The organism is Hydrocoleum sp. CS-953 (assembly GCF_002260545.1).
GTDB lineage: Bacteria > Cyanobacteriota > Cyanobacteriia > Cyanobacteriales > Microcoleaceae > Trichodesmium.
In genome coordinates this window covers 1-6,925 of record NZ_LGSU01001114.1, presented here as the reverse complement: position 1 = coordinate 6,925, position 6,925 = coordinate 1, and the positions used below count along the sequence as shown (strand labels likewise).

The 6,925-nt window shown below is 36.0% G+C and carries 3 protein-coding genes and 3 pseudogenes; 2 read left to right on the top strand and 4 right to left on the bottom strand.

Features of this window, described 5'->3' with window-relative positions:
- Positions 1–5: 5 nt before the first annotated feature.
- Positions 6–1,767, top strand: a pseudogene (locus tag AFK68_RS17130) (ATP-dependent DNA helicase RecG); the annotation flags it as partial.
- Position 1,768: 1 nt separating this feature from the next.
- Positions 1,769–2,682, top strand: a pseudogene (locus AFK68_RS17125) (ATP-dependent DNA helicase RecG); the annotation flags it as partial.
- Positions 2,683–4,704: 2,022 nt separating this feature from the next.
- Here AFK68_RS17125 and AFK68_RS17115 read toward each other — a convergent pair.
- The 4 genes and pseudogenes from AFK68_RS17115 to AFK68_RS45545 all read right to left on the bottom strand — a co-directional run bounded on the left by AFK68_RS17115 (position 4,705) and on the right by AFK68_RS45545 (position 6,604).
- Positions 4,705–4,950: a DUF2470 domain-containing protein gene (locus tag AFK68_RS17115; RefSeq protein WP_371357431.1), complete on the bottom strand. Its 246-nt coding sequence runs from the start codon at positions 4,948–4,950 to the stop codon at positions 4,705–4,707.
- A 31-nt stretch (positions 4,951–4,981) separates the two neighbouring features.
- The coding region (locus AFK68_RS17110) for a DUF2470 domain-containing protein (RefSeq protein WP_143437969.1) at positions 4,982–5,197 on the bottom strand (216 nt) is incomplete at its 3' end.
- A gap of 224 nt (positions 5,198–5,421) precedes the next feature.
- Positions 5,422–6,218, bottom strand: a pseudogene (locus AFK68_RS17105) (aldo/keto reductase); the annotation flags it as partial.
- 251 nt (positions 6,219–6,469) lie between these two features.
- Entirely contained in the window at positions 6,470–6,604 is a 135-nt protein-coding gene (locus AFK68_RS45545) for a hypothetical protein (protein WP_371357430.1), read from the bottom strand.
- Positions 6,605–6,925: the final 321 nt, after the last annotated feature.

Sequence of the window (6,925 nt, the reverse complement as noted above, 5' to 3'; positions counted from 1 at the left end):
AAACGATAGACTGGGAAAGACTAAAAAAAGCTTTATGGGTAGAAGCAGAACGTGGATTTCAAAATATCCAAGGTAAACAATATATATTTAATGACTTTTTGAGTATTAGTTTAAGTAAACCACCAATAACATTAAAAGCTTATCAAAATCAATTTCAGGAACTGTCTAAAAGATTTGCTTCTTATCCAGAAATAACCAGAGAAGAACGACAATCTTTACTAGAAAAAACCCAGCATTTTTTAAATAAAATGCAGTCTTTCTGTGCCAGACAAAAAGAGAAAAATACACCAGAAGTACATCCTGTCGAAGTAACTGCAACAATACAGAAAAATACTTCTAACTTTTCCAAAAAATCTACCAATAACCTAGAATTACAACAACCACTTAAAGAAGTAAAAAGTATCGGAATTAAAAACAGCGATCGCCTCGCAACATTAGGATTATCTACAGTTAGAGAATTACTTTATTATTATCCAAGAGACCATATAGACTATGCTCGCCAAGTAAATATTCGTGACTTAGAACCCGGAGAAACTGTTACTATAATCGGCAAAGTTAAAAGGTTTAACTGTTTTTCTAGTCCTAAAAATAAGAAATTAACTATTCTCGAACTTACCCTCACAGATGCCACAGGGCAAATCAAAATTAGCCGCTTTTTTGCCGGACCTAGATTCAGTAATAAAGGTTGGCAAATGCTGCAAAAAAAATTCTATCCAGTCGGTGCAACAGTCGCTGCTTCAGGTTTAGTAAAAGAAAACAAATATGGCAAAAATTTAGATAACCCAGAAATAGAAGTTCTTGATAGCGAAGGTAGTCAAATTGAATCAATGAAAATTGGTCGTTTAGTACCAGTTTATCCATTAACAGATGGAGTAGGAGCAGATGTTGTCAGAAAAGCAATATTTACAACTTTACCAACAGCAGAAAAATTATCAGATACATTACCAGAAAACTTTCTGCATCAATATCAATTAATAGACTTAAAAAACGCCATTAAAAACATTCATTTCCCTATAGATAGAGATTGTTTAGCAGCAGCACGTCGTCGTTTAGTTTTTGATGAATTTTTCTACCTACAATTAGGATTATTAAAACGTCGGCAACTGCAAAAAACAACAGAAACAGGAATAGCTTTACCAGTCACTGGAAAACTCATTAATAAATTCTACGAATTACTGCCATTTCAATTAACTAATGCTCAAAACAGAGTAGTCAATGAAATTCTCAACGACCTACAAAAAGCCGAATCAATGAAAAGATTAGTACAAGGAGATGTAGGAGCAGGAAAAACAGTAGTAGCAGTAGTCGCCATGTTAGCCGCAATTCAAGTTGGTTATCAAGCCGCTTTAATGGCACCAACAGAAGTATTAGCAGAACAACATTATCGTAAATTAGTTACTTGGTTTAACCTCTTACATTTGCCTGTTGAATTATTAACTGGTTCCACAAAAATAGCAAAACGTCGAGAAATTCATGCTCAACTTGAGACTGGAGAATTACCAGTTTTAGTCGGTACTCATGCTCTAATTCAAGATACAGTCAACTTTCATAAATTAGGCTTAGTAGTAATAGATGAACAACATAGATTTGGGGTTCAACAAAGAGCAAAATTACAACAAAAAGGAGAATCTCCCCACTTTTTAGCAATGACAGCTACTCCTATTCCCAGAACATTAGCTTTGACATTACATGGAGATTTAGATGTTAGTCAAATAGACGAACTTCCACCAGGAAGACAACCTATTCAAACTACAACTTTGACTGGCANAGGCTTAGTAGTAATAGATGAACAACATAGATTTTGGGGTTCAACAAAGAGCAAAATTACAACAAAAAGGAGAATCTCCCCACTTTTTAGCAATGACAGCTACTCCTATTCCCAGAACATTAGCTTTGACATTACATGGAGATTTAGATGTTAGTCAAATAGACGAACTTCCACCAGGAAGACAACCTATTCAAACTACAACTTTGACTGGCAGACAACGTAAAAAAGCTTATGATTTAATCCGCCGAGAAATAGTTCAAGGTAGACAAGTTTATATCGTTTTACCCTTAGTTGAAGAGTCCGAAAAATTGGATGTAAAATCTGCCGTAGAAGAACATCAAAAATTAGCAGAAAAAGTTTTTCCAGAGTTTCAAATAGGTTTACTTCATGGCAGAATGAGCAGTGCGGAAAAAGACCAAGCTATTAGTACATTTCGGAATAATAAAACTCAGATTTTAGTTTCTACTACTGTGGTGGAAGTGGGGGTAGACGTACCGAATGCTACGGTAATGCTAATTGAAAATGCCGAAAGATTTGGTTTATCTCAGTTACACCAATTACGGGGAAGGGTGGGCCGTGGCGTTCATAAGTCTTATTGTTTGTTGATGAGGGGTGCGGGTTCGACGGATGCTGTGGAAAGGTTGAGTGTTTTGGAGCAGTCTCAGGATGGATTTTTTATTGCGGAGATGGATATGCGTTTGAGGGGGCCTGGGCAAGTGTTGGGAACGAAGCAGTCGGGGTTGCCGGATTTTGCTTTGGCGAGTTTGGTTGAAGACCAGGAGGTTTTGGAGTTGGCGCGGGGTGCTGCTTTTCGGGTGATGGAGGAGGATGAAAGTTTGAATAGTTTGCCTTTGTTGAAGAGGGAGTTGGAGTTGAGGTATCAGAAAATGATGGGAGGGTCTATTTTGAATTAGGGAATCTGGGAGTAGGGGAGTCGGGGAGTACGGGAGTCGGGGAGTCGGGGAGTCGGGGAGTACGGGAGTACGGGAGTACGGGAGTACGGGAGTACGGGAGTACGGGAGTCAAAATTTCTGATTATTGCGTTAAGAGCAATAATATCTTCATTTTATTAAGCACCCAACTAGAGGAAGTGAGTAGTGAAAATTTCCGACTGGACTGACTCTTGCTCTATCCGGAATAAAAGGAAAAATTTTCATCACTCACCTCTGGGAGCTTCAGCAAATGAAAAAAATCTGGTTCTATTCCCAATATTAAAGAGAACATTTTCATCACCCCCTGGGAGCTGAAAAAATGAAATGACTACTGCTGTTTCGGCAATCAAAGAGAAAATTTTCACCACCCATCTCCGGGAGCTTCAGCAAATGAAATAACTATTGCTATATCCGCGATATCAAGAGAAAATTTTTATCATCCGCCTCCGAGAGCTTCAGCAAATGAAACGACTATTGCTCTATCCGCAATACAAAGAGAAAATTTTTATCATCCGCCTCCGAGAGCTTCAGCAAATGAAACGACTATTGCTCTATCCGCGATATCAAGAGAAAATTTTTATCNATTTTTATCACCCGCCTCCGGGAGCTTCAGCAAATGAAACGACTATTGCTCTATCCGCGATATCAAGAGAAAATTTTTATCACCCGCCTTCGGGAGCTTTAGTAAATGAAACGACTATTGCTCTATAGGCAATAGTAGATTTTCACACATCTACAAAGACTCAGTTCAGAGCAACCTACTTTCCTCCTCCAGAAATTGAGCGATCGCTCCAAACAAATTAATACGAACTAATTATAAATTCAAAATCAAAAAAATATTCATCACTATTGCTCTATACGCAATAGTAAAGTTTCAACAGTTTGTAAAGACTCGGCTCAGAGGAACCTACCTTTCCTTTTTCAGGTATGGAGCGATCGCTCTAGACAAATCAAAAGCAGTTAATTTATAAATTCAAAATCAAAAAATTATTGATCACTATTACTCTATATGCAATAGTAGATTTTCACACATCTAGAAAGACTCACCTCAGACCAACCTACCTTTCCTTTTTCAGAAATTGAGCGATCGCTCCAGACAAATCAAAAGCAGCTAATTTATTAATCCAAAATCAACAAAATATTCATCACTATTGCTCTATACGCAATAGTAGAGTCTCAACATTCTGGAAAGACTCAACTTAGAGGAAAAGNCAATAGTAGATTTTCACACATCTAGAAAGACTCACCTCAGACCAACCTACCTTTCCTTTTTCAGAAATTGAGCGATCGCTCCAGACAAATCAAAAGCAGCTAATTTATTAATCCAAAATCAAAAAAATATTCATCACTATTGCTCTATACGCAATAGTAGAGTCTCAACATTCTGGAAAGACTCAACTTAGAGGAAAAGTTAGTTTTCCTTTTTATAGCGCTACGCATTAAGGCTCTTGACATTTCTAAATCTTGTTTGCGCAGCATGACCTAGGAAAACCCTTTGACAGTTTACTATTCCCNTTAAGGCTCTTGACATTTCTAAATCTTGTTTGCGCAGCATGACCTAGGAAAACCCTTTGACAGTTTACTATTCCCTCTCTTGGTGCGCGTTCCCTCTCTTGGTCAGCATTCCCTTGCGCCTATCGGCGACGCGGGGTCGCACCGCTATTCCCTATTCCCTATTCCCTATTCCCTAGCACGTAGCGCTATAATTGATAATTAATTCAACTATTGCGCAACAGTTTTTAGATTTTAGATAAAGTTAGCAGGGCAGCGAAACGCCCAACTTCTATTTAATTGATAATTAATTCAACTGTTGCGCAACAGTTTTTAGACTTTATTCGTAAAATTGCTCATCTCTCATTTTCGACTACGAGCTAATTTNGCAACAGTTTTTAGATTTTAGATAAAGTTAGCAGGGCAGCGAAACGCCCAACTTCTATTTAATTGATAATTAATTCAACTGTTGCGCAACAGTTTTTAGACTTTATTCGTAAAATTGCTCATCTCTCATTTTCGACTACGAGCTAATTTGACCATATCAATAAGAGTATGATGAGCATCTTCAGCATCCTTTAAATTATGGTCAAACTCAATTCTTATCGGTAAATTTTCCCCACTAACTTCAGCAGTTAAATTCATACCTTGAGCATCAATAGAAAGCATTTTTGCTGCTGTAGCATTGGCAGAACTACCAAATTTTTGAGCATACAAAAGTACCGCATCTTGATGATCTTCATTCATGTGAGAACAAATGCGATTACTAATTTCTGAAGTAAATGAATCNTAAATTATGGTCAAACTCAATTCTTATCGGTAAATTTTCCCCACTAACTTCAGCAGTTAAATTCATACCTTGAGCATCAATAGAAAGCATTTTTGCTGCTGTAGCATTGGCAGAACTACCAAATTTTTGAGCATACAAAAGTACCGCATCTTGATGATCTTCATTCATGTGAGAACAAATGCGATTACTAATTTCTGAAGTAAATGAATCAGACATATTTTCAAATCCTTTTGTAAGTATTATTTGTAAGTATAAAGTTAAGCTGAAAAAAATTAATATAAAAAGGCTAGTTCAGTAAGGTGAGTCTATCAATTATCAATTATCAATTATCAATTATCAATTATCAATTATCCATTATCAATTATCAATTATCAATTATCCATTATCCATTATTTTCGATATTCATCACCGCAGTCACCAATTAACTTAAACAAATCCCGTCACTCTGAAGTTAAATAATTAATTTGTTCCTAATCTTCTACATCTAAATTAAAATCAAATACGGGAGAATTATCTTGTAAATTTTCGGAAATACTCAGCCTTGCTCCGACAATTGCACCTGCAACATTTAGCTGTTCTAAAATATAGCGAACTGCCACATTTGAGATACTAACTTTATACTTATCAGCAAATTTTTTGAGCAAATTTAATAGTTTTTGAAATAGACTCTAACCTCCCCACATATCAACCATATTTTTGTACTTTCTCAAACTAACAGTATCAAGGTTTCTATTTTGAGGTTCCGACGAGTCTAAATATTTCTCTGACAATAAACCACCACATAATATACCATAAGCCAAAAGCTTAATATTATGCTTTTGACAAAAATTTACCATTTCCACCAAAGGACAGCGGTCAATTAGAGAAAATTGCATTTGATTGGAAACTATATTAATTCCACTTTCAATAATAATCTTCAAATGTTCAGTATCAAAATTAGTTAAAGCCAGATGCTTAATTTTTCCCTCCGACTGAAGCTCCGCCATATAATTAAGAGCATCCAAATAATTTTTATTTTGATATTCCCACCAGTGAAATTGAACTAAATCCAAAGTATCCAAATTCATTCTTTTGCGAGAAATATCAATATTTTCCTCAACCAACTTTTTAGTCATTTTTATTAGGTCTTGGCACCCACTTTGTAAAAGCTTGTAAATTAGATAAAGCCTCTACTCCCCTATTATTTATTAGTTGTCGCCTAAATTCTCCAATAAAGTCCTCCGCTGGACCATAATGANACCAGTGAAATTGAACTAAATCCAAAGTATCCAAATTCATTCTTTTGCGAGAAATATCAATATTTTCCTCAACCAACTTTTTAGTCATTTTTATTAGGTCTTGGCACCCACTTTGTAAAAGCTTGTAAATTAGATAAAGCCTCTACTCCCCTATTATTTATTAGTTGTCGCCTAAATTCTCCAATAAAGTCCTCCGCTGGACCATAATGATCTTGCTAAATCCCAAGTAATAAAACCCGCATCCATATAATTAAACATACTTCGGAATAGCAGCTTTTGGAGAAATACGTCCATGAGCGCCTGATACTTGCCAAATTCCATTCAAAATGCGACAGATATTTATATCATTAGTAAACTTTAGTCTGCTTGATTCTATTAAGGTCATTTCAGTTATCAGTTATTAGTTAGTTTCTTTTGGAGGAACTTCCTTTTTGATATTGTGGAGCCAAACAGTGCTTTCAGCTAAAGTCCTATGCTTGAAATACTGAAGTTTATTTTTTTCATCTGAGGCTTGAGACCAAAAAATCAGTTCAAGAATTAAGAATTAAGAATTTAGAATTTAGAATTACCTCTCCTTGAAAAGAAGAGGATTGACGAACAGGAAAATTTTTATTTATTATCCCCTATCCAAGGGGAGGCNCCTTGAAAAGAAGAGGATTGACGAACAGGAAAATTTTTATTTATTATCCCCTATCCAAGGGGAGGC